Consider the following 22,785-nt stretch of genomic DNA (forward strand, 5'->3'; position numbering starts at 1 on the left):
CAGGCTCACCCTGCGTGCAGCATCAGCCCGATACCCACGACGAGGAGGGCCGCCGCCGCAACCCTCGGCGCCCCGAACCGCTCCTTGAAGAAAACCGCGCCGATGGCCGCACCGACGATGATCGACATCGTTCTCGGGGCCGAGCGGCGCTGGGCGCCGGCCGGGTCGCCCGCCGTGATCCCGTAGTCGAGCTGGCGGGCCGAGTCCGCCACCAGCCGGCGGCAGCGGGCATGCGCACCCGGTCTTCACTGCCACCGGCGCCCACCCGCTGTGGCAGGTTCCCGACTCGGCAGCCGTCCGGGCCCGCGAACCGGCACGGGTGCGGATGGCAGGCACTCGTCACCCGTCCAGTCTTGGTGTGTTGCCCATGGCCCGGGCGGCCGGTCGGATGGCATTGCGCTCGCCTGTGCCGGTGCCCGCTGCGCGTCATCATCCAGAAGGGTTTGCACATGTCAGGATTGACGAGGAGTTGGCTGCGCCGCGCTGTCGTGTGCGCCGCAGGGGCCGTGCTCGTCTCCAGTGTGGTGACTGGCACCGTCGCGGCAGAGCCCTCTCGCGGAGGGCCTCCTGTCGGCGGTCCGGGGTCGGCCCTGGACTGGCAGCCCTGCACGGGCGACGCGCAGCAAGGGTTCGATTGCGCCACGACGCAAGTGCCGCTGGATTACTCCGGCTTCCGTGCCGGACGCCCCACCATCGAACTTGCAGTGATCAGGGCCCGCGCGACCGATCCGGGTCGTCGTATCGGTTCGTTGTTCTTCAACCCCGGCGGGCCCGGAGGTGCGGGAACGGTGGGGCTTCCGGCACAGTACGAGAAGTTCCCCGAGGAACTGCGGCAGCGGTTCGACATCGTGAGCTGGGATCCTCGCGGTATTGGTGAAAGCACCGCGGTGCGGTGCTTCACCGACACCGAAGAAGCGGAGAACTGGATCGCGGACGTTCCTCCCTTCCCCGTCGGCAGACAGCAGCGCAAGGAATTCATCGCCGCCTACGCCGACCTCGGCCGTCGCTGCGAGCAGCGGGTGCCGGAACTGCTGCGCCACGTCTCGACAGCCGACACCGCGCGTGATCTCGACTGGCTGCGGCGGGCGGTCGGCGAAAAGCAACTGCGCTACTGGGGCGTCTCGTACGGCACCTTCCTGGGCGCCACCTACGCGAACCTGTTCCCGTCCAAGGTCGGACGCCTGGTGCTGGACGGCAACGTCGACCCCCGGGCCTGGGCCAACAACGGTTCCCGGCAGGAACCGAGGATCAGCACGTTCCTGCGCCTGGAGTCGGATCTCGGCTCGGCCGCAACTCTGGGGCAGTTCCTGGATCTGTGCGGGCGCGCCTCGGCGAGCCGCTGCGCCTTCTCCGCCGACAGCCCGGCGAAGACCCGTGCCAAGTTCGAGGAACTGATGCGGCGTGTGGCACAACGGCCCCAGGGAGCGTGGACCTACGCGAAGACCGTCAGCGAGGTTCGCGGCGGCCTCTACACGGTCCACCCGGGATGGACCGACACCGCCGACACGCTGCAGGCGCTCTGGGAGGGCCGCACCCCCGAGGAGCCGGAGGCGCCTCCCGGCCCCCCGTCGTACCCCGGCTTCGAGCAGCCCGTCGCCGTGCTCTGCGCGGAAAGCCCCAACCCGCGTTATCCGCAACGGTATGCCGAGCTCGACAGGTTCAGCGCGAAGCGTGCAGGGGACCTCGGTCACTGGTGGGCATGGGCCAACGAGCCCTGCTCGAACTGGCCGGCCACGGCAGCCGACAGGTACCTCGGACCGTGGAACAGGCCCACCGCGCATCCGATCCTCGTGGTCAATCCCACCTACGACCCCGCCACGCCCTATCAGGACGGCGAGGCAATGGCCAGGGAACTGGCTGACGCACGACTGCTCACGCTGAAGGGGTACGGCCACACCGCACTGGACAATCCCAGCAGCTGTGTCGGCCGCCATGCGGTCCGCTACTTCCTCGGCGGCGCTCTCCCGCCCGCCGACGCCACATGCGAACAGGACACCCCACCCTTCGCGGCGACGGCAGCGACTCACACAGACCGTTGACGCAGCCGCCGAACAGCACGTCGTTGCCAGGGACGGCTGTAACGGGGCTGGACTACCCGATCGGCGGCCTGCCCAGCGAAGTTATTACCGCATGAGCAGGGCTTGACTGAGCTCTCCTAGTCGCGCGCGATCAACCAGCACACGGCTGGGGGTGACCAACCCCGACGTGTGCCCAGACACGACCTCGACCGTACCGAGGAATCCAGGACCCCGGCGTTCTCCCCTGGATGTCCGGTTCGCGGTGATCTTGTGTCGAGAGGGCCCTGAACTGGCGGACGGCCACCCGCCGACCGGAGCGGGCCGAGGTTCAGGCGAAGTCCCGACCTGGGCTTTGTCGTGTCACAGTCGTGTGATCACTCTGGCCCCCAGCACCTCGCCTGCGCATGATGTCCCCCCGGACGTGCAACATCCAGGGGGACATCATGCGAATCCGTACCACCACCGCAGCCGTCACCGCCGTACTCGCCGTCGGTCTTGTCGGCTGCAGCAGCGACAACGGCACCGACAGCAAGGCCGACACCGCCCCGAGCAGCGCACCTGCGGCTCCGAACACCGCGGACAGCAGTGACACCTCCGAGGCCGACAAGGTCGCCCTCCCCGAGCCCACCGGCGACAAGAGAACCGCCGTCATCGCGGCCATGAAGGACGTCAATCCCAAGCTCGTCCAAGACGAGGACAAGGCCATCGAAAAGGCGCGCTACCAGTGTGTGAACCTCGAGGGCGGTGTCTCGGACACGGTCAACAGTGCAATGGAACTGTTCTCCTACGACGGCATCATGCTGACCGAGGACGACGCACATCACCTCAACATCGGGCTGCGCAACACACTCTGTCCCGAAGCCTGATAAGCCACCGCTTCCGGCCCGGCCGCATCCGTATGCGGCCGGGCCTCGCCGTATCCGACGTGTGCATCTTTTCTGCTCAAGTAGCTTGCTCGGCATGGATCAGGGGCGGGTAGTTGAAGCGTTTCGTCTTGAGGCCGGGCAACTCGCGCGGGCGATGACCGGGGTCTCGGCGGCCGAGTGGCGTCTGCCGACGCGGTGTGCACCGTGGACGGTGAGCGACTTGCTGGCTCATGTCCGGGTGGTGATTGCCTGGCTGCCGGGCATGCTGGCCGCACCGGCGCCGACCCATGCCGAGGTCTCGGCAGTTGAGTACTACCGGCCCGACGACCGTTTCGCTCCGGACACCAACGCGGCTCGGATCGCTCTGGCCCAAGACCATGCGACCGAACAGCTCAGCGGCGCCGCGCTCGCCGACGATTTCAACGCCACTTGGCAACAGGTGGACCGACTGTGCCGGGCCGAGCCCGAAGGGCGTGTGGTTCGCACCCGGCACGGCGATCCGATGCTCCTGTCGGAGTTCCTGCTGACGCGGGTGGTTGAGGTCGCCGTGCATGGCTTGGACCTGGCCGACGCCCTGGGGCGCGAGCCGTGGCTGACTTCCCAGGCCGCAGATCTGGTGCAAGACCTTCTGCTCGGCCCGGACGGGGCAGCGGCACTGGAGAAGCTGGGATGGGGTCAGCTTCGCTTCCTGCGCAAGGCGACGGGGCGTGAGCCGATCACCAGGGAGGAAGCATTGGACGTCAGCCGCCTGGGCATCCAATGGCTCACGCTGGGTTGAGAACGTCATCAACTGACCCCGGCGAAACGGCAGATCCAACACGCTCTCATGGCGCGCGACGAGACCGGGGCGTACGGGAGTGCCTCATACAGCCCCCTGGTCAGCGAAGTTATTACCGCATGAGCAAAGCTTGGCTGACGATTCGCGCAAGGCCGCGATAGGAGCGAGCTCCGCCTTCGTCTGGGCCCACAGGACCAGGCCGTACGCCGCGACGGACAGGGCGGCTCCCAGTAGCCCCACGCCCGCGAACGGCCGTAGCACGCCGAGCAGTTGACCGCGCCAGCGGTACAGCGCGTACGCCGGGACCGCCACGCCCTCCACCGCCATCAGCCAGGCGATGTATCCGAGGGAGGAGCCGGAGGCCCGTACGCCCAGTCCGTCGACGACCGCGTATGCGGCGATGGTCAGCCCGGTCGCGAGCGCCGCGCCGATCGCCGCCCAGTTGGGCCGGTGTCCGCGCAGGCCCCACAGGGCGACCCCGGTCAGGCCCGCGCAGGACACCGCGATGCCGGCCGCCGCCCAGCCGTCGGGGACCTCATGAAGCGAAGACCGCCGCCAGCATGGTCACGACCAGCGGCGCGGTGCCGCGCGCGATGGGGTACGCCTGACCGAAAAGTCCCCCGGCCGGAAGGACCGCATCAGCAGGACGTAGTACGCGACGTGGATGACGGCCGAGGCGATCAGATACGGCCACGCCCCGGCCGCCGGGAACGCCACGAACGGCACCATGGCCAGCCCGATCAGCGTCCCGCCGCCGGGTCAGTGTGAACCCGACGAGCTTGTCGGTGATCTGGTGCGCGATCGCGTTCCAGCTGGCGTGGGTGACGGCGGCGAGCAGGACGGCTGACGCGACGAGTGGAGTCACTCCGACTGCTCACGTACGTCCACCAGTGCGGCGCCCGCGTGCGCGATGAGGGTCTTCGGGTCCATGGGGAAGACGGTGTACGGAGTGCCCGCGGCGGCCCACACGATGTCGTGGTCGAGCAGCGAACGGTCCGCCAGGACACGGGTCTTGGTGCGGTGCCCGAAGGGTGGTACGCCCCCGATCGCGTACCCCGTCGTCTCCCGCACGAGATCCGCCCTGGCTCGCGTGACCTTCTCGGCGCCGAGTTCCCTCCGGACCAGCTCCAGGTCCACGCGGGAAGCCCCGTCCATGAGCACGAGGACCGGCACCCCGTCCGCCGCGAAGATCAGCGACTTGCAGATCTGGCTCAACTCGCACCCGACGGCCGCGGCGGCCTCGGCGGCGGTACGGGTCGCGTCCGGAAAGCGGCGAATCTGCGAGGGCAGGTCATCGAGTCCCAGCTCACGCAGGGCCTCGGCGAAACGGGGGTGCGCGGCGTTCTGTTCTTCAGCGGCGGTCATGCACGGCACGCTAGCGGCGCATGTACGGGGCATGCGACCGAGTTCTCCGCTTGGGGGTGCGCGCCGGGCACTCCTATCCCCTGCTCGGCATCCCCATCTACATGATCTTCGACCCCCGCACCGGAGAGGGCGCTGTCCTTTCCGACATCCACTCGACCCCGAACGGCCCGCGCTACGCCACCCGCAAGGACTTCGTGTACGGCGAAGACGTCACCATCGCCGACTGGACGATCTCCACGGAGAACCTGCCGCGCTACTCAAGGCAGTAGCGCGGCAGAACGGGTTCAAGCGGGCGGTCGGCAGACAGACCACGGCTCACGACGCGCAAGCGACAGGGCGCCCCACCAATGCGTGGGGCGCCCTGTCCGTTCAGGTGAGGCCTCAGCCCCGCAGCCTCAGACCCGTGGCCTCAGACCCGTACCAACTGCCGTTCCTCGTCCGGGTCCTTCGGACCGTCGGCGTCGTGGGCGCGGAGCCCCTCGCCCTCGACGTCGACGTTCGGCAGGGCGCGGTCCAGCCACTTCGGGAGCCACCAGGCCTTCTTGCCGAGCAGGGCGAGCACCGCCGGGACGATGGCCATGCGGACCACGAACGCGTCGAAGAAGACGGCGATCGCGAGGCCGAAGCCGATCATCTTGATCATCGACTCGCTGGAGCTGATGAAGCCGCCGAAGACGGCCATCATGATGACCGCGGCGGCGGCCACGACCCGGGCACTGTGCCGGAAGCCGGTCACGATGGCCTGGCTCGGCGACTCGCCGTGGACGTACGCCTCCCGCATGCGGGTCACGAGGAACACCTCGTAGTCCATCGCGAGACCGAAGACCACGCCCACCATGAAGATCGGCATCATGGACATGATCGGACCGGTCTCCTCGACGCCGATCAGGCCGCTGAGCCAACCCCACTGGAAGACCGCGACCACTGCACCGAGCGCGGCGAGCACGCTGAGCAGGAAGCCGAGGGCCGCCTTCAGCGGGACCAGGATCGAGCGGAAGATCACGATCAGGAGCAGGAAGGCGAGGCCGACCACCAGGGCCAGGTACGGGACCAGCGCGTCGGTGAGCTTCTGCGAGAAGTCGATGTTCATCGCGGTGGTGCCGGTGACCAGGACTTTCGCGCCCGTGTCCGCCTTGACGTCGGTGCCCTGGTCACGGATGGCGTGCACCAGGTCCTCGGTCTGTACGGAGGACGGCTTGGAGTCCGGGATCACGGTGATCGTCGCCGTGTCGCCGGCTTTGTTGAACGCCGCCGGGGTCACCGTCACGACGTCCTTGAGGCCCTTGATCCCGTCGGTGACCGTGGTGGCCGCCGCCTTGGGGTCGTCGCTGTCCTTGGCGTCGACCACGATCATCAGGGGGCCGTTGAAGCCGGGGCCGAAGCCCTCCGACAGCAGGTCGTACGCCCGGCGCTGGGTGGTGGACGTCGGCTGCGAGCCGTCGTCGGGCAGGCCCAGCTCCAGCTGGGTGGCCGGGACGGCGATCGCACCCAGACCGACCACGCCGAGCAGCAGCACGGCGACCGGACGGCGGATGACGAAGCTCGCCCAACGGGTGCCCATGCCGGGCTTGGCCTGCGCTTCGGACTTCTCGCGCGCCTCGGACTTCTCGCCGCCACGCCGCTTGCGCTTCTCGCCCGTCGGCCGGACCTTCCTGCCCGCGTACCCGAGCAGCGCCGGGATCATGGTCAGCGCGATGAGGACGGCCACAACGACCGTGCCCGCCGCCGCGAGGCCCATCTTGGTCAGCATCGGGACGCCGACGACCGACAGGCCCGCCAGGGCGATCACGACCGTGAGACCCGCGAAGACCACCGCCGAGCCGGCGGTGCCGGTGGCCCGGCCTGCCGCCTCCTCGCGGTCACGGCCGTCGGCCAGCTCACCCCGGTAGCGCGAGACGATGAACAGCGCGTAGTCGATACCGACCGCGAGACCGATCATCAACGCGAGTGTGGAGGTGGTGTCGCCGAGGTCGAGCGCGTTGGCGAGGGCGGTGATGGTGGAGACGCCGATGCCGACGCCGATGATCGCGGTCAGCAGCGGCAGTCCGGCCGCGACCAGTGAGCCCAGGGTGAGGACGAGGACGACGGCGGCGATGGCAAGACCGATGACCTCTCCGATCGCCCCCGGCTCGGCCGCGGCCTGCAGGGCGTCACCTCCGACGTCGACGGTCAGCCCGGTGGCCTGCGCCTCGTCCGCGGCCGCCTCGAGGGCGTCCCTGGTCGAGTCCTTCAGCTCCATGCCGGGAGCGTCGTACCTCACCGACGTGTAGGCGACCGTGCCGTCCTTGCTCACGGCGTTCGTCGTGAACGGGTCGGTGACGGAGACGACTTCGGAACCGTCACCCAGTTCCTTGACGGTCTTCTCGACGGTCGCCTTGTTGTCGGCGTCCGTCATCTTCTGGCCCTCGGGCGCCTTGAAGACGATGCGCCCGGTACCTCCGTCGGCGCTTGCGCCCGGGAAACGCTGCTCCAGCAGGTCGAAGGCCTTCTGCGCCTCGGTGCCGGGGATGGAGAAGGAGGTGGCGCCCGGGGCGGGCGCGGAGGCCGCGCCGACACCCGCGAGCGTCAGCAGCGCCACCCATATCAGGGCGACGAAGTGCCGTCGCCGGAAGGCGAACCGGCCGAGTTTATAGAGGAACGTGGCCACGAGGGAGTACTCCCGGTCAGGTCGTGGGGTGGTACAGGGCAGGGGTGATCAGCCCGACGACGTGAGCGGTCGCGTCAGGTGCAAGTGGGTGACTCTGGAAGGTGGTTGAGGGTCAGACGCCGAGAGCGGGGAGGACCACGGCGTCGAAGTACGAAATGAGGTACGCCTGGGTCGGCGGCAGTTCGTCGATCATGTTCCGGGCGATGAAGGCGCCGAGCAACATGTGCAGCACGTAGTCCATCGCGGGGTTGTCCGCACGGATCTCACCCCGATCGACGGCACGCTGCAACACCTTGCGAATCTCTGCCACCTCGGGCTCGATGAGCCATTCCCGGAACGCCTTGAGGAGTTCCGGGTTGCTGTGGACCGCCATGACCAGGCTCCGCATCAGCGCGGTGTCCTGCTCCATGGAGCAGTCGTCCTCACGCAGCGCCATGGCATGGAAGTCGCCCCGCAGGGACCCGGTGTCGATATCGGCCGGGTCGATCCGCTTGTGATGCCGGAGCGCCTTGACCACCAGCTCGGGCTTGCCGCCCCACTGGCGGTAGAGCGTCGCCTTGCTGGACCGGGTGCGGGCGGCCACGGCGTCCATGGTCAGGGCGTCGTAGCCGACTTCCCGGAGCAGGTCGAGCACGGCCCTGTACAGCTCGGCCTCACGCTCGGGCGTGATCCGACTGCGGCGCACCGTCGCGGCTTCAGTCATCGCACTCACCTCTCCTGCTCCAACGCTCGGAGCGCCAGGCTACAGACCCACGCATGCACGCCTGCAGACCACACTGCCGAACGAAACGGTTTCGTACACCCACGAAGATACGTCGAGAGCCTGCGAAACGAAACCGTTTCGTACGTGTCCTGAATCACGCTGCCGCCCGTCAACTTTCGCCACGAGTTGCCGGTCTCCCTCCCCCGTCAAAGCATGGGTAGGTGAGCGACAGGCAGGAAAACCCGACCGTGCCGGCCGACGGCTATCTGCGCTTCCCGCACCTCAGCGGCGACCGGCTCTGCTTCGTGGTCGAGGACGACCTCTGGGTGGCCCCCCTCGACCGCCCCGGCCGGGCCTGGCGTCTCACGGTCGACCGTACGAAGATCGGTCATCCGCGCTTCTCGCCCGACGGCCGGCACATCGCGTACACGACGTGGCGCAGCCTCGACCCGGAGATCCACCTCGCCCCGGTGGACGGCGGCCCGGCCAGACGGCTCACCTACTGGGGCAGCCCCGACACCCGGGTCTGCGGCTGGACCCCCGACGGCGACATCCTCGCCGTCGCCTCGCACGGCGAGCCCTTCGCCCACTTCACCTGGGCCTACAAGCTCCCGGTCAACGGCGACCCCGGCGGCAAGCTCCCCTGGGGCCCGGTCTCGCACATCGCGGTCGCCGACGTCGCCGGCGAGCACAAGACGCTGCTGCTCACCGGCACGCCCCCGCACGAGCCCGCCGCCTGGAAGCGCTACCGCGGCGGTGCCACCGGACGCCTGTGGCTGCACGGGCAGCGCATCCTCGACGACCTCGACGGGCACCTGGACGCGCCGATGTTCGTCGGCGACCGGATCGCCTTCCTCTCCGACCACGAGGGCGTCGGCAACCTCTACTCCTGCCTGCACGACGGCTCCGACCTGCGCCGCCACACCGACCACGACACCTTCTACGCCCGCCATGCCTCCTGCGACGGCACCCGCGTCGTCTACCAGTGCGCGGGCGAGGTGTGGATCGTCGACGACCTGTCCGCCGGCTCGGGACCCCGCCGCCTCGATGTGCGCCTGGGCGGGCCGCGTGCGGGGCGCCGCCCGTACCAGGTGCCGGCCGGTCTGCACGTCGACGGGATCTCCGTGGACGAGACGGGCCGGGCCAGTGCCGTCGTCGTACGCGGCAGCCTGTACTGGCTCACGCACCGCGACGGCCCGGCGCGCACCATCGCGGACACTCCGGGCGTACGCGTACGGCTGCCGGAGATGCTCGGCTCGAGCGGGCGGCTGGCGTATGTGACGGACGCGGAGGGCGAGGACGCCGTCGAGATCGCGCACCTGCCCGGCGCGACCGGCGCCCGCGCCCCGCGTCGGCTCGCCTCCGGCCGACTGGGGCGCGTACTGGAACTCGTCTCGGATCCGCAGGGGGAACGGCTCGCGATCGCGTCCCACGACGGGCGACTGCTCCTCATCGACACGGCCGAGGAGCCCGAAGGCGGTGAGGTCACCGAGCTGATCCAGTCCATCAACGGGCCCGTGCGCGACCTCGCCTTCTCCCCCGACGGCGCCTGGCTGACCTGGTCGCACCCGGGCATCGGCCGGTCCCTGCGGCAGATCAAGATCGCGCGGATCGAGGGCCCGGGAACGCACACGATCGTCGATGTGACGGGGGGCCGCTTCGAGGACGAGGGGCCGGTCTTCACACGGGACGGCCGCTTCCTCGCGTTCCTGTCCTGGCGCGGCTTCGACCCGGTGTACGACGTGCACACCGGCGACCTGTCCTTCCCGCTGGGCTGCCGCCCGTATCTGGTTCCCCTGTCGTCCGCGACACCCTCCCCCTTCGCGCTGACCCCCGAGGGACGCCCGGCGGCGGGCGGCCTGGACGTGATCGCAGACGACACCGACGACACCGGCGACGGCGCCGCGGTCACCGTCGAGACCGAAGGCCTGGCGAACCGCGTCACGCCCTTCCCGGTGCCCGCCTCCAAGTACTCGGCGCTGTACCCGGTCGCGGGCGGCGGACTGGTCTGGCTGCGCTGGCCGATCTCCGGCGCGCTCGGCGAGACCTTCGTCAACCCGGACGACACCTCGGGGCGGCCCACGCTGGAGTACTTCAACATCAGCAAGGCGAAGAAGTCCGAACTCGTCGACCACCTCGACTGGTTCGCAGTCAGCGGCGACGGCTCGCGGCTCGTCGTCGTCGACGAGGGCGATCTGCGGGCCGTCCCCTCCACCGAGTCCGGCGACCTCGACACGACCGTGTGGATCGACTCGCGCCGCATTCTGCACCACGTCGACCCGGCCGCCGAGTGGCGGCAGTCGTACGAGGAAGCGGGCCGCCTGATCCGCGCGTACTTCTGGGAGCCGAAGATGTGCGGCATCGACTGGGACACGGTCCTCGACCAGTACCGGCCGCTGGTCGAACGGGTCGCCTCCCCCGACGAGTTCGCGGATCTGCTGCGCGAGGTCCTGGGCGAGCTGGGCACGTCCCATGCGTTCGTCACTCCCGCGCGCCGTAACGAAGGGCCGCCGCACTACCAGCGCGCACAAGGCCTGCTGGGCGCCAACTTCGTACACAAGGACGGCAGTTGGACGGTCAGGCGGATCCTGCCCGGCGAGTCGTCCGACTCCAGGGCGCGTTCACCACTGGCCGGTACGGGCATCCGCGAGGGCGCCGTGCTCACCCACGTCGACGGGCGGCCGGTCGATCCCGTCGCCGGGCCGTATCCGCTGCTCGCAGGGGCGGGCGGCACCACGGTGGAGCTCACCTTCTCCCAACCCGTCGCCCACCACCACCCTTCTGAGGAAGGCCCTTCGGGCCCCTCTGATCTGGACGGCGAGGGCCATGCGCGCCGGGTCGCGGTCGTGCCGTTGATCGACGAGCGTCCGCTGCGCTACCAGGACTGGGTGGCCAAACGCCGGAATGTCGTACGGGAGTTGAGCCACGGCAAGTGCGGGTATCTGCACATCCCGGACATGGGCGGCTCGGGCTGGGCGCAGTTCAACCGCGATCTGCGCATGGAGATGTCCCGGCCCGCCCTGATCGTCGACGTGCGCGGCAACGCCGGCGGCCATATCAGCGAGCTGGTCGTCGAGAAGCTCACCCGCACGATCCTGGGCTGGGACGTGACGCGTAACGCCCAGCCGGTGTCGTACGCCTCCAACGCCCCGCGCGGTCCCGTCGTCGCCCTCGCCGACGAAATGACGTCCTCGGACGGCGACATGATCACGGCTGCCTTCAAACTGCTCAAGCTCGGCCCGGTGGTGGGGCAGCGCACCTGGGGCGGCGTCGTCGGCATGACCGGCCGGCACCGTCTCGGCGACGGCACGGTCATCACGGTTCCCATGAACGCCGCCTGGTTCGACGCGTACGGCTGGTCCGTCGAGAACCACGGCGTCAGCCCCGACCTGCCCGTACTCCGCACCCCGCTGGACTGGGCGGAGGGCCGCCACGCCCAGCTGGCCGACGCGGTCCACCTGGCCCTGAACCTATTGACCGACCACCCGGCGGCAACTCCCCCTGGCCACCACCACGTTCCGGACCGGACCCGCCCGAAACTGCCTCCCAGGGGCACCGCGTAAGGGGCGTCCTCCATGGCGGACGCCCCTTACTGCTACTGCTGCTGCTCACGCAGGCTCAGCGATCAGATGTCGTAGTCCTGGTCGAGCCGGTCCTGCTCCTCCTGCTGCGCCCGCCGCGCCGGATCCTGCTCCTGACGCCCACGCTGCTGCTCCTGCCGACGGCGCCGGGCATCCTCGTGCTGAGCCCGCTCACGCTCCTCCGGCGTCATACGGCCGCGCTCACTCTCGTCCCGGCCCTCGCTCATCTTCTTCTTCGCGTTCTGCTGAAGCTTCTCGGCCTTGTCCTGGAACTGGTCCTTCATGCCCATGAGATTCACTCCCGTGGTGGTGAGGGGATGGGGCCTCGACCAGATTCACACGGACCGACAAAGCGCGCATTTCGGTCAGTTACGGACGGTTACGCACCGTGTCGCTCGCCTCTTCATCAGCCGCCCCACCAGCACCGACAAGCCCCGTACGGACTTTCCCGAGCCGCGGCTCGAACCGCCTCATCTCCCGCCGCCCCACCGTCGCGACGACCCCCGGCAGACAGCCCCGTACACCTTGCACACCGCGCAGCCACCACTGCCCGTACACATGACTCGACCGCCGCTCGATGCCGGCCACGATCCGGTCGACGGCGGGCCCCAGCGGATACGTCTTGCCGGCCGGCCACGGCATCCGCTGCCTCAACTCCCGCATCACGTCGTCCTGATCGGCACCGCGCACCATGTCGGTGTCGGTCCACGACAGATAACCGACCCCGACGCGTACGCCCTTGTGGCCGACCTCGGTGCGCAGGCTGTGCGCGTACGCCTCCACGCCCGCCTTGGACGCGCAGTACGCCGTCATCATCGGTGCGGGCGTGAGCGCGGCGAGCGAGGCGATCTGCAGCAGATAGCCGCGGCTCGCGAGCAGGGCGGGCAGGAAGGCACGGGCCGTCACCGCCGAGCCGATGAGGTTGACCTCGATGACGCGGCGCCAGGCCTCGGGGTCGGAGCCGGCGAAGGTCCCGCCGGCCGCGACGCCCGCGTTGGCGACGACGATGTCGACCTTCCCGAACCGCTCCTCTACCTCGGCCGCGACCCGGACCATCGCATCGTGGTCCGTGACGTCGGCGTACCAGTGGCCGCCCTCGGAGTGCAGCCGCCCGGCGACCCGCTTCAGCTCCTCCGGCTCCAGACCGACCAGCGCGACCTTCGCGCCGCGCGCGGAGAGCTTGCGGGCGAGGAGTTCGCCGACGCCCCGCGCCGCTCCCGTGACGACGGCGACCCGTCCCTCCAGGCTTGTCCCGCTCCTCATGCGCCCTCCTTCAACTCGGCCCGCACATAGGTGGACGCGAGTTCCCGGATCCGCCCGCTGACCAGCTCGGGTGCCTCGATGGGGGTCATGTGCCCGATCCCGGGCAGCTCGGTGAGGCCGACGCAGTCGGGCAGTGCGGCGGCCAGTTCGCGTGCGTGGACGACGGGTGTCATCCGGTCGGCCGTGCCCACGATCACGGCCGTCGGCATGGTCAACTCCCTTACGGCATGGTCGAGTTCGAGTGCGTCCAGGACGTGGGACCAGGTGTACCGGACCCGGCGCGGACACGCGTGCACGATGCGCGCACACGCCTCGACCATCTCCGGGGCCGAACCGGGCCCCATCGTCGCGTACTTGAGGATCCGCCGGGCGATCGGCGTGACCGGCCCCATCGGCGCCCGCGCCCCCAGGATGCGCCGGGTGAGCCAGGCCCGCAGCCGCCCGGCCCGCAGCGGCACCACCAGCGACTCGGCGACCAGCCGCGAACTGCCCGTACTGCACAGCAGAACGGCCGCCGCATGCTCCCTCAGACGCGCCCGCCCGGAGGCGGCGATCAGCGTCATCCCGCCCATGGAGTGCCCCACCACCACAGCCTTCTCGCCCGACTCGAGGGTGGCCGCGAGCACGGCCTCCAGGTCGTCGGCGAGCGCGTCCGTGGTGCAGGTGGCGTGCGCGGGACTCCGCCCGTGCCCGCGCTGGTCGTACGCGATGACCCGGTGGTCGGCGGCGAGATCCCGTATCTGAGCGGCCCAGTAGGCGGTCGAGCAGGTCCAGCCGTGCGCGAGCACCACGGCGGGCCTGTCCTCGGGTCCGTGCACCTCTACGTGCAGCCGCGCGCCGTCGGCGGAGACCGCAGTCAACTCCCTGACGGGGGCGGGCGGGGAGTAGGGACCACTCTTCACATGCGTCAGTCGGCTCACGCGCCGGCCTCCACCTTCTGCTCGCCTTGGATGTCGTCGGTACGGGTCCAGGGTCCCCGGAGCACTTCGTACTCCCCGAGGTTGACGCGCCGTGTCGCGCTGCGGAACTCCGTCGTCGTACCGGGCCAGATGGTCGTGTTGCGGCCGTTCGCGTCGAGGTACCAGCTGGTGCAGCCGCCCGTGCTCCACACCGTGCGCTTCATGCGCTCCTGGACCTTGTCGCTCCAGGCGCTGACGGCGCTCGGGCGGGCGTCGAGGGCGACCCGTCCGCCGAGGACGTCCAACTGCCGCAGATAGTCGGCCATGTAGTTCAGCTGGGACTCGATCATGAGGATCATGGAGGAGTTCCCGAGGCCCGTGTTCGGGCCGATGATCGACATCCAGTTGGGGAAGCCCGCGGCACTCGCACCGCGCAGCGACTTCATGCCGGTCGCCCAGGCCTCGGCGAGGGCGCGGCCGTCCGCGCCCACGACACGCTCGGCGATCGGCAGATCGGTGACGTGGAAGCCCGTACCGAAGACGATCGCGTCGGCCTCGGTGCGACTGCCGTCGGCGGCGATGACGGTGCTGCCCTGGATCTCCGTGAGCCCGGAGGCGACGACGTCCACATTGGGCCTGGCGAGCGCCGGGTAGTAGTCGCTGGACAGCAGGATGCGTTTGCAGCCGATGCGGTAGTCGGGCGTCAACTTGGCCCGCAGCGCCGGGTCCTTGATGGCACGGGCCATGTTCAGCCGGGCGAACTGCTCGACCAGGCCCAGCTCCCCCGGGTGCTTGGTGAACGCCTGGACCTGCAACTCCCGGATGCCCCACAGGAGTCCGCGCCGGGCCTTCGCGGTGAAGGGCAACTGCCGGTGCAGCAGGCGCTCGACTCCGCTGATCGCCCGGTCGACGCGCGGCAGCACCCACGGCGGGGTCCGCTGGAACAGGGTGAGCCGGGAGACCCGGGGCTGGAGTTCGGGCACGATCTGGATGGCGGAGGCGCCCGTACCGACCACCGCGACCCGCTTGCCGCGCAGGTCGTAGTCGTGGTCCCAGCGGGCCGAGTGGAAGACCGCGCCGGGGAAGGTGTCGAGCCCGGGGATGTCCGGCATCCGGGGCTCGGAAAGCGGCCCGGTGGCGGAGACGACGACATCGGCGGTGAGGTTGCCGCTGCTGGTCTCGATCTCCCAGCGCAGCCGCTCGCCGTCCCAAGCCATCCTCTTCACCTCGGAATTGAAGCGGAGGTGGGGGCGGAGCCGGAAGACATCCGCCACGTGCTCCAGGTACGCGCGGATGTGCTCCTGCCCCGAAAAAGTGCGCGGCCAGTCGGGGTTGGGGGCGAAGGAGAACGAGTACAGGTGGGACGGTACGTCGCAGGCGCAGCCGGGATAGCTGTTGTCCCGCCAGGTGCCGCCGACACTGCCGGCCCGTTCGAGCACGACGAAGTCGGTGATCCCTTCCCGCCGCAGCCGCACGGCGGCCCCGAGCCCAGCGAACCCGGACCCGACCACCGCCACGCGCACATGCCGCACACCCTCGGCCGCGTGCTCGTCGTGCGCGCGCTCCTGTCCGGTCATCCCGACCCCTCCCTGGTCCATTTTTGCCCCTGCCCCAGCGCGACCATGCCAGTGAACACTGGCGCAATGGGGAGAGTAAGGGGAACGCCATACTCCTGGGTAGGGTCCGGGCCGAAGAAGTTACTGGCGGTACAACATAGGCTGCTTGCGTGGCTGAAGGATCAGGAAAGCGGGGGCAGGGGAAGTCCGGGCCCGGAATGCGCGAGCCCGGCAAGCGGGAGTACCGCATGGAGGAGCTGGCCGAGGAGGCCGGCATCACGGTGCGCACCCTGCGCTTCTACCGCGAGCGCAAGCTGCTTCCGCCGCCCCGCCGCGAGGGCCGTATCGCCTGGTACGACGACGACCACCTGGCCCGCCTGCGCACGATCTCGGCCCTCCTGGAACGCGGCCACACTCTCAGCGGCATCGCCGAACTGGCCGAGGCCTTCGACCACGGCCGCGACGTCGGTGAACTGCTCGGCCTGGGCGCCCCCACCGAGGAGGTCCCGGTCCGCCTCTCCCCCGAGGAACTGGCCGACGCCTTCGGTGACCAGGCCACCTCCGAGAACCTCGCCGCGGCCCTCGACCTCGGCTACCTCGCCACGGACGGCACCGACCTCGTCCACATCAGCCGCCGCCTGCTGGACGTCTCGGCGGCCCTGGTACGCGAGGGCATCCCCCTCGCGGACGTACTTCGGACCGGCCGACGCGTACGCGAACACGCGGACGCCCTGGCCGAGTTGTTCACCGACCTCGCCCTCGCCCGTGGCGCCTCCCCGGCCGACCTCGAGCGCTTGCGGCCGCTGGCGAAGAGCGTGGTGGAGGCTGAGCTGTCGATGGCGTTGGACCGGCGGGTGCGGGAGGCCGGGACACGGCCCCAAAAGCCCCCGAGGACCTAGAGGTTGTAGACGACGGTCACCGGCGCATGATCCGACCACCGCTCGCCATGCGTGGCCGCCCGCTCCACATACCCCTTTGCGGCCTTGGCCGCGAGCCTTGCCGTCGCGACGTGATAGTCGATGCGCCAGCCGGTATCCCGGTCAAAAGCCTGCCCACGGTAGGACCACCACGTGTACGGCCCTTCGACGTCCGGATGCAGGGCCCGTACGACATCGACGTACCCGCCCTCCGTTTCGTCGAAGACCGCACTGAGCCACTCGCGCTCCTCCGGCAGGAACCCCGAGTTCTTCCTGTTGCCGCGCCAGTTCTTGAGGTCGGCTTCCTGGTGGGCGATGTTCCAGTCGCCGCAGACGACGACCTCACGGCCGTCGGCGGCGGCTCGCTCCTTGAGCGCCTTCAGATAGGCCAGGAACTCCCCCATGAACCGGACCTTCTCGTCCTGCCGCTCGGTCCCGACCTCGCCGGAGGGCAGATAGAGGGAGGCGACCGTGACCCCGGGCAGGTCGACCTCGACATACCGCCCACTGCCGTCGAACTCGGCGGATCCGAAGCCGACTTGAATGCGGTCGGGCTCCCGCCGCGTATAGACGGAGACTCCCGCACGCCCCTTGGCGGCGGCGGGCGCGTGCACGACATGCCATCCGTCGGGCTGCCGAATTCCCTCGGGCAACTGCGGCGGCTCGGCCCGCACCTCCTGAAGGCACAGCACGTCGGCGGAGGTGCCCGCGAGCCACTCGACAAAGCCCTTCTTGGCGGCGGCCCGAAGCCCGTTTACATTCACAGAGGTCACAGTGAGCACCGGGGCACCATACCGGCCCATGGGAAAATGGATCGCCATCATCACCGCATAGAAGTACGATCATCGGCATGAATATACGCCGCGTCTCCTTCGACCATCCCGACGCCGTCAAGCTGAACGACCGGGTCCAGGCCGAGTACGCCGTGCGCTACGGCGACGAGGGTGACGTAACGCCCCTCGACCCGTCGATGTTCGAGCCGCCACTCGGCCTGTACCTCATCGCGTACGACGCGCAGGAGCAGCCGGTGGCCACGGGCGGCTGGCGTACCCAGGACGCGAACGACGAGGGCTACTCGGACGGCGACGCGGAGATCAAGCGCATGTACGTGATCGAGGAGGCGCGCGGCAACGGTCTCGCCCGTCGCATCCTCGCGGCCCTGGAGGACGACGCCCGCGCGGCGGGCCGTACGCGCATGGTCCTGGAGACGGGCACGAAGCAGCCGGAGGCGATCGCCCTCTACACGTCCAGTGGCTACGAGCCCTGTGCCAAGTTCGGCCACTACCGCTTCCACGACGCGAGCAGGTGCTTCGCAAAGGCGCTCTGAGGTCCCTGTGAAGCGGTCGGTTTTGAGGGAGCGTCAGGCGCGCAGGAAGGCCAGTACGGCCAGGACTCTGCGGTGGGTCTCGTCGGCCGGGGGCAGGTCCAGCTTGGTGAGAATTCCGCTGATGTGCTTGCCGACGGCCGCCTCGGACACCACCAGCTCGCGGGCGATCGCGCCGTTCGACCGGCCCTCGGCGATCAGCGCCAGGACCTCGCGCTCGCGCGGGGTGAGCCGCTCCAGCGGATCGCGGCGGCGGCGCAGCAGTTGGCGTACGACCTCGGGGTCGACGACCGTGCCGCCGTCGGCGACCTTGAGCAGCGCGTCCACGAACTCCTCCACCTGCCCGACCCGGTCCTTGAGCAGATAGCCGACGCCCGTTCCGTCGCCGGAGTCGAGCAGGTCGGCGGCGTACCTCCGCTGGACATACTGGCTGAGGACGAGGACGGGCAGCGTGGGTCGCGTCTCACGCAGCCGTACGGCCGCGTGCAGGCCCTCGTCCTGGAAACCGGGAGGCATCCGGACATCCGTCACCACGATGTCCGGCCCGTGCTCGTCGACTGCGGCGCGCAGTGCCTCGGCGTCGCCGACGGCTGCGACCACCTCGTGCCCGTAGCGGGTGAGCAGGCCGATGAGCCCGTCCCTCAGCAGCACGCTGTCCTCGGCCAGGACTACACGTAAGGCTCGGTCAGCTCGCAAGGGATCTCCACGCGCAACAAGGTCGGTCCGCCGGGCGGGCTGGACAGCGCAAGTCTGCCATCCAGTACGGACACCCGGTCCGCGAGTCCGGTCAGCCCGCTGCCGCTCCCGGCGTCCGCGCCGCCCCGCCCGTCGTCGCGTATCTCCAGGAACAGCCGCCCGTCGTGGTGACCGCCGCCGACCTCGGCACGGTGCGCCCCGCTGTGCTTGTCGACGTTGGCGAGCGCCTCGCACACCACGAAGTACGCGGCTGCCTCGACCGCTTGGGGCAGACGCCCGGGCAGTTCCAGGCTCAGGTCCACGGGGATTACGCAGCGGTCGGCGGCGTCAGCCACGGCCGCCTGGAGTCCGTAGTCCGCGAGGACCTGCGGATGGATGCCGTGGATGAGTTCGCGCAGCTCCGCCAGCGCCTTGCCCGCCTCGTCGTGCGCCTTGGCGAGCTGGTCGGCGAGGGGACCCGGTGGGGCGTCGAGCCGGGCAAGGCCGAGGGTCATCGTCAGGGCCACCAGCCGCTGCTGCGCCCCGTCGTGCAGATCGCGCTCGATACGCCGCCGCTCCGCCTCGAAGGCGTCCACCAACCGCACGCGAGAACGTGCAAGTTCGACGACCCGCACCCCCAGGTCGCCCTCGTGGGAGGCGATCAGCAGACGGGTCAGCGCGGCCCGCGCGCCCGCCGCGACCCCGAGAACGTATGCGCACAGACCTATCAGAACGAGTCCGAGGACGGCGATGCCGAAGGCGGCCGGCCAGCTGGTGACCGTCCACTGCTTGAGCACCTTCGCCTCGTGGCCGTCGCCGACCGTCGCCATCAGCAGGGGAGTTGCCGTCATGGACACCGGGAACAGCAGGGCGACCGTGAGCACCAGGACGTCCACCGGCCACAGCAGGCCCGCGAACAGGAGCGCGTACCCGAGCTCCCGCCAGGTCGTCCGCTCCCGCAACCGTGTCATCAGCCAGGCCCACAGACCGGGCGCGGCCGGCAACCGGTGCTGGTCGGGCACCGGCTCCAGGTCGACAAGACGCAGCCTGAGCCGCTCGACGCGGGCCACTGGCAGACCGGCCAGGGTTATGCAGAACAGCAGCGGCAGCCCCACCAGGACCACGGCAAGGATCCCGCCGACCGCCGCCAGGATCACGATCGCCACCAGGGCGGCGGCGCCGGTGAGGGCGCCGGTGACCAGGTAGCCGATCGAGCGCCAGGGCCACGCCGACAGAAGGTAGCCGGGCCTGGTCATGGCCTGCCACACGGTGCGGGGCTGCGCGGGGATCGCCGGATGCATGGAGATCACCGTAGAAGCCGCGTACGTGCCGGTGCCATCGGTCCAGGGGGCGGATCGGAGGTAGGCCTGGCCCTACCCCAGGTCTCGGTTCTGCCGCACTGCGCCTCTGTGCCCCCGCACGGTTTGGTGAAGCCATCCCGAAACCGGCTCACCAGATCGAGGCCATGCTGTGCTGAGAATCGCCCTGCGCACGCTGCGTACCCGCTGGATCTCCTTCGTCGGCAGCTTCGTCGCCCTCTCGCTGGGCGTCGCGCTGATCGCCGTGATGGGCCTGGCCCTGGCCTCCTCAATGGACGCGCCCGAACGCCGGCCCGAGCGGTTCGCCGCGGCGCCGGTAGTCGTGCAGGGCTCGGACACCCTGCGCGTTCCCACCGCGAACGGCGACGAGACGCGGCAGCTCGCGCATCCGCGCGCCGTACCGGACGAGGTCGTCGCGCGGCTGAAGGACCTCGGGACGGTCGTGGAGGACCGGTCGTTTCCCGTACGGGCCCGGGGCGGCCCCCGCGAACTGGTGGGCCATCCCTGGTCGACCGCGGCCTTCACCCCGTACGAGATGAAGGCGGGACACGCGCCCCGGGCGCCCGGCGAGGTCGTCGTCAGCGGCGACTGGGCGAGGCCCGGCGAGCGCGTACGGACCGACCGCGGCACCGTACGCGTCGCCGGCACCGTCGCCGGGCGCGGCTTCGAGAACGCCGTGTTCTACACCGACGCGCGCGCCGCCGAGCTGTCGCCGCGCAGCGTCCAGCTCGTCGTGGACGCACAAGCGGCGGCCGTACGCGACGTGGTGCGCGGCAGCGGCGTACAGGTGCTCACAGGTGACGCGCGCCGTTACGCCGATGCCGATCCCGACCGGGACAGCGAGGCGCTCACCGCGATGAACGCCCTGTTCGGCACGGCCGGCGGGGTCACCGGCTTTGTGTCGGTGTTCGTGGTGGCGTCCACCTTCGCGTTCGCGGTGGCCCAGCGGCGCCGGGAGTTCGGGCTGTTGCGCACGGTCGGGGCGACCTCCGGCCAGATCCGGCGCATGGTCTTCACGGAAGCCCTCGCGATCGGTGTACTGGCTTCGACCGCCGGCTGCGTCCTCGGGGCGTACGGTGCGCCATGGCTCGCCGAGAGGGTGGTCGACGGCGGTCTCGCACCGGGCTGGTTCACGATCGGCGATCACAACTGGCCGTACCACCTGGCCTTCTGGACGGGCCTGCTCGTCGCGCTGTGCGCGGTGGTGGCCGCTTCGTGGCGGGCCGGGAGGACCGCGCCGACAGAGGCGCTGCGCGAGGCGTCCGTCGATACGAGGACGATGACGTGGGGCCGCGGGTTGTGCGGTGCGGCACTGCTGCTGACCGCTGCCGTGACGCTGGTGCAGGCCCTGATCAGCGATCCGGGCGACCTGCTGCACCGCAAGACGTACATCAGCCGCACCATGCTGCTGATCACCGCGGTCGCCCTGCTCGCACCGGTCCTCGTGCGTCCGCTGACCCGGGTGATCGCCTGGCTTCCGGCCCGACTGCCGGGCGTGGTGGGCAGGTTGGTACGCGAGAACGCCGCCACGGACGTACGCCGTACCGCCGCCGTCGCGGCCCCCGTCCTGGTCACGGTCGCGCTGGCCGGCTCCCTGCTCGGCGCTCCCGCCACCCTGAACGAGGCGAAGGGCGCCGAGATCCGTGCGCAGACGGCGGCCGACTTCGTGATCACAGCCACGGACGGCTCGGGCTTCACCCCGGCGACGGTGGCGCGGCTGCGCGAGGTACCCGGAAGCATGGTCTCCGCGGCCTCGTCGAGCGCCGTGTACACGCTGGAGGAGGACGTGGCCCTCATCAAGTCCGAGGCCCGCGCAGCCGATCCACGCACACTCGCCGCGACCACCCGCCTCCCGGTCAAGGCCGGCAAAGTCCGCGACCTCGACGACGACTCGATCATCGTCAACGAGGAGTGGGAGAAGCACACGGTCGGACAGCGCGTGGACGTCTGGCTCGGCGACGGCACGAAGAAGTCCCTGCGGATCGCCGCCGTACTGTCCATCGGCACGGGCGACAACGGCGTGTACGTCACTCCGCGCAATGCTCCGGGCGCCACGGTCGACCGGGTTGACGTGACCCTCGCGAAGGGCGCCGACAGATCCGCGACGGCAAAGGGCCTGCACGAGACGGTACGCGGCACAGGCGCCGAGATCCTGGCCAAGTCCCAATGGGTCCAGTCGAGTTACCCCGAGACCAACCGCACGACCCGACTCGGCATCCTCCTGGTCCTCGGCATCGCCTTGCTGTACACGGCCATCTCCCTGACCAACACCATGATCATGGCAACCTCGGACCGCCCCCGCACCCGCGACCTGGCCTCCCTGCGCCTGGCCGGCGCCACCAAGAGCCAGGCCCTGCGCATGGTCGCAGCGGAAGCCCTGCTGGTGGTGATGGTGGGAGCCGTACTCGGCCTCGTGACCACAGCCCTGAACCTGCTCCCGATATGGACCGCCCTGACCATCCTGTCGGCGCCCACCCCGCTCCAGATCCCCTGGCCGGAACTCGCCACAACGGTCACGGCATGCGCACTCCTCGCCGTGCCTTCGGCACTCGCCCCGGCGGGGCTGGCCCTGCGGCGGGGGGCGGTGGCGTTGGCGGGGGTGCACGAGTGAGGTCCGGGACCGGCGACGGCATGGTTCCTCACCCGTGCAGCACCAGTTTGGAAGAGCGCGTAACCAGGCTGGGCCTGACCTCGGAAGGCGCCGACCTGCGCGTTCCCCGCACGCTCGCCGAAGGTCCCCGTTGTTCCCCGTGATTCGCCGTCCGATCGGGCACGCAGGGGCATGTGCGCCGCCAGTCCGGGGTACGGGCGGGGTCCGCTTACCTGTCAGGTCATCGACCCCAATGCGTCGGCATGCCATGCTCCCGGCGTACG

Annotated in this window: 17 protein-coding genes and 3 pseudogenes; 8 read left to right on the forward strand and 12 right to left on the reverse strand. The window is 70.0% G+C overall.

Going from position 1 to position 22,785, the window contains the following annotated elements; genetic code table 11:
• Nucleotides 1-5: 5 nt before the first annotated feature.
• A pseudogene (locus ACGFNK_RS05630) lies at nt 6-143 on the reverse strand (EamA family transporter); the annotation flags it as partial.
• A gap of 306 nt (nt 144-449) precedes the next feature.
• Between ACGFNK_RS05630 and ACGFNK_RS05635 the strand changes: the two are divergent.
• The 3 genes from ACGFNK_RS05635 to ACGFNK_RS05645 all read left to right on the forward strand — a co-directional run bounded on the left by ACGFNK_RS05635 (nt 450) and on the right by ACGFNK_RS05645 (nt 3,662).
• Nucleotides 450-2,039 carry an alpha/beta hydrolase gene (locus ACGFNK_RS05635; protein WP_393412288.1) on the forward strand — a complete coding sequence of 530 codons (1,590 nt, stop codon included), beginning with the start codon at nt 450-452 and terminating at the stop codon, nt 2,037-2,039.
• A 422-nt stretch (nt 2,040-2,461) separates the two neighbouring features.
• Entirely contained in the window at nt 2,462-2,884 is a 423-nt protein-coding gene (locus ACGFNK_RS05640) for a hypothetical protein (RefSeq protein WP_393412290.1), read from the forward strand.
• A 94-nt stretch (nt 2,885-2,978) separates the two neighbouring features.
• Complete coding sequence (locus ACGFNK_RS05645; protein WP_393412292.1) at nt 2,979-3,662, forward strand: maleylpyruvate isomerase family mycothiol-dependent enzyme; 684 nt, start codon at nt 2,979-2,981, stop codon at nt 3,660-3,662.
• 84 nt (nt 3,663-3,746) lie between these two features.
• Here ACGFNK_RS05645 and ACGFNK_RS05650 read toward each other — a convergent pair.
• Nucleotides 3,747-4,527: pseudogene (locus ACGFNK_RS05650) on the reverse strand (EamA family transporter).
• Entirely contained in the window at nt 4,524-5,027 is a 504-nt protein-coding gene (locus tag ACGFNK_RS05655) for a YbaK/EbsC family protein (RefSeq protein WP_393412294.1), read from the reverse strand. The pseudogene ACGFNK_RS05650 and the gene ACGFNK_RS05655 overlap by 4 nt, the downstream one beginning before the upstream one ends.
• 74 nt (nt 5,028-5,101) lie before the next feature.
• On the opposite strand from ACGFNK_RS05655, the pseudogene ACGFNK_RS05660 reads away from it, so the two are divergent.
• Nucleotides 5,102-5,296 (forward strand): annotated as a pseudogene (locus ACGFNK_RS05660) (Uma2 family endonuclease); the annotation flags it as partial.
• A 140-nt stretch (nt 5,297-5,436) separates the two neighbouring features.
• On the opposite strand, the gene ACGFNK_RS05665 reads toward ACGFNK_RS05660, so the two are convergent.
• Entirely contained in the window at nt 5,437-7,674 is a 2,238-nt protein-coding gene (locus ACGFNK_RS05665; RefSeq protein WP_393412296.1) for an MMPL family transporter, read from the reverse strand.
• Nucleotides 7,675-7,786: 112 nt separating this feature from the next.
• The gene (locus ACGFNK_RS05670) at nt 7,787-8,377 is read right to left on the reverse strand and encodes a TetR/AcrR family transcriptional regulator (protein WP_393412298.1); all 591 of its coding nucleotides are present in this window, start codon (nt 8,375-8,377) and stop codon (nt 7,787-7,789) included.
• A 221-nt stretch (nt 8,378-8,598) separates the two neighbouring features.
• Between ACGFNK_RS05670 and ACGFNK_RS05675 the strand changes: the two genes are divergently transcribed.
• Complete coding sequence (locus ACGFNK_RS05675; protein ID WP_393412300.1) at nt 8,599-11,940, forward strand: S41 family peptidase; 3,342 nt, start codon at nt 8,599-8,601, stop codon at nt 11,938-11,940.
• A gap of 62 nt (nt 11,941-12,002) precedes the next feature.
• On the opposite strand, the gene ACGFNK_RS05680 is transcribed toward ACGFNK_RS05675, so the two are convergent.
• The 4 genes from ACGFNK_RS05680 to ACGFNK_RS05695 form a co-directional block, all read right to left on the reverse strand.
• A complete protein-coding gene (locus tag ACGFNK_RS05680) occupies nt 12,003-12,242 on the reverse strand; it encodes a hypothetical protein (protein ID WP_393412302.1) in 240 nt (79 codons plus the stop codon).
• Nucleotides 12,243-12,327: 85 nt separating this feature from the next.
• Nucleotides 12,328-13,221: an SDR family oxidoreductase gene (locus tag ACGFNK_RS05685; protein WP_393412304.1), complete on the reverse strand. Its 894-nt coding sequence runs from the start codon at nt 13,219-13,221 to the stop codon at nt 12,328-12,330.
• The gene (locus ACGFNK_RS05690) at nt 13,218-14,141 is read right to left on the reverse strand and encodes an alpha/beta fold hydrolase (protein WP_393412306.1); all 924 of its coding nucleotides are present in this window, start codon (nt 14,139-14,141) and stop codon (nt 13,218-13,220) included. The genes ACGFNK_RS05685 and ACGFNK_RS05690 overlap by 4 nt, the downstream gene beginning before the upstream one ends.
• Nucleotides 14,138-15,697 (reverse strand): flavin-containing monooxygenase, encoded by a 1,560-nt coding sequence (locus ACGFNK_RS05695; protein ID WP_393412308.1) that lies wholly within the window; start codon nt 15,695-15,697, stop codon nt 14,138-14,140. The genes ACGFNK_RS05690 and ACGFNK_RS05695 overlap by 4 nt, the downstream gene beginning before the upstream one ends.
• Before the next feature lie 197 nt (nt 15,698-15,894).
• Here ACGFNK_RS05695 and ACGFNK_RS05700 point away from each other — a divergent pair, with 197 nt between their 5' ends.
• Nucleotides 15,895-16,575 (forward strand): MerR family transcriptional regulator, encoded by a 681-nt coding sequence (locus ACGFNK_RS05700; protein ID WP_393413247.1) that lies wholly within the window; start codon nt 15,895-15,897, stop codon nt 16,573-16,575.
• Here ACGFNK_RS05700 and ACGFNK_RS05705 read toward each other — a convergent pair.
• Nucleotides 16,572-17,396, reverse strand: a complete 825-nt coding sequence (locus tag ACGFNK_RS05705) for an exodeoxyribonuclease III (RefSeq protein WP_393412310.1) — start codon at nt 17,394-17,396, stop codon at nt 16,572-16,574. The genes ACGFNK_RS05700 and ACGFNK_RS05705 overlap by 4 nt on opposite strands.
• A gap of 47 nt (nt 17,397-17,443) precedes the next feature.
• Between ACGFNK_RS05705 and ACGFNK_RS05710 the strand changes: the two genes are divergently transcribed.
• Nucleotides 17,444-17,920 (forward strand): GNAT family N-acetyltransferase, encoded by a 477-nt coding sequence (locus tag ACGFNK_RS05710; RefSeq protein ID WP_393412312.1) that lies wholly within the window; start codon nt 17,444-17,446, stop codon nt 17,918-17,920.
• Nucleotides 17,921-17,953: 33 nt separating this feature from the next.
• Here ACGFNK_RS05710 and ACGFNK_RS05715 read toward each other — a convergent pair whose 3' ends face one another.
• Nucleotides 17,954-18,613: a response regulator gene (locus ACGFNK_RS05715; protein ID WP_386354992.1), complete on the reverse strand. Its 660-nt coding sequence runs from the start codon at nt 18,611-18,613 to the stop codon at nt 17,954-17,956.
• A complete protein-coding gene (locus ACGFNK_RS05720) occupies nt 18,586-19,848 on the reverse strand; it encodes a sensor histidine kinase (protein ID WP_393413249.1) in 1,263 nt (420 codons plus the stop codon). Before ACGFNK_RS05720 ends, ACGFNK_RS05715 begins: the two co-directional genes overlap by 28 nt.
• 214 nt (nt 19,849-20,062) lie before the next feature.
• Between ACGFNK_RS05720 and ACGFNK_RS05725 the strand changes: the two genes are divergently transcribed.
• Entirely contained in the window at nt 20,063-22,522 is a 2,460-nt protein-coding gene (locus ACGFNK_RS05725; protein WP_393412314.1) for an FtsX-like permease family protein, read from the forward strand.
• Nucleotides 22,523-22,785: the final 263 nt, after the last annotated feature.

This window comes from Streptomyces sp. NPDC048825, assembly GCF_043198355.1.
GTDB classification, from domain to species: Bacteria; Actinomycetota; Actinomycetes; order Streptomycetales; family Streptomycetaceae; genus Streptomyces; species Streptomyces xiangluensis.